This is a genomic window from Pseudomonas sp. NDM, from assembly GCF_003105095.1.
Lineage (GTDB): Bacteria > Pseudomonadota > Gammaproteobacteria > Pseudomonadales > Pseudomonadaceae > Aquipseudomonas > Aquipseudomonas moraviensis_A.
In genome coordinates this window covers 1-496 of sequence record NZ_QETJ01000333.1, presented here as the reverse complement: position 1 = coordinate 496, position 496 = coordinate 1, and the positions used below count along the sequence as shown (strand labels likewise).

The 496-nt window shown below is 63.3% G+C and carries 1 protein-coding gene; it reads right to left on the bottom strand.

Going from position 1 to position 496, the window contains the following annotated elements; all coding sequences use genetic code 11:
* On the bottom strand, nucleotides 1-496 hold a 496-nt coding region (gene tssI / locus DCO47_RS26855; protein WP_116659290.1), incomplete at both ends, for a type VI secretion system tip protein TssI/VgrG.

Here is a 496-nt window from a genome sequence, read left to right as displayed (position 1 = left end):
GTCGGCCTGACCTTCGCGATCCCAGTGGAACTGGACTTTGACCCGGCCGTATTCGTCGCAGTGGATTTCTTCGCCTTTCGGGCCGGTGACCACCGCGCTCTGACTGCCGAGGATGCGCGGTTTCGGGTGGCGCAGCGGTGGACGGTTGGGCACGTCCCACGGCGTGGCCTGAAAGCGGTTGCGATAGCCCTGATGGAAATCGTCTTTCAGCGCCGTAGTGTCGCTGGTCACCGACTCTTCGAGCACCTGCGGCTGCTTGCCTTCGTGCAGGACTTCGGTGAGCAGCCACAGATCATTCCACTTGGCTTTCGGATGTTCGGTCAGGGCGAGGAAATGGCCGCTGACCAGCAGTGGCTGATCACTCTTGCCTTCGGCGAGCTGGAAGTCGCAGCGGTGGCGTTCGAGGGCGCGTTTGGCCAAATGCTTGCCGCGCTCGCGGTCGATGAAGCGGCCCGGGTAATCGTAGTCTTCAAGGTCGGGCAGGGCGTCGCCACGG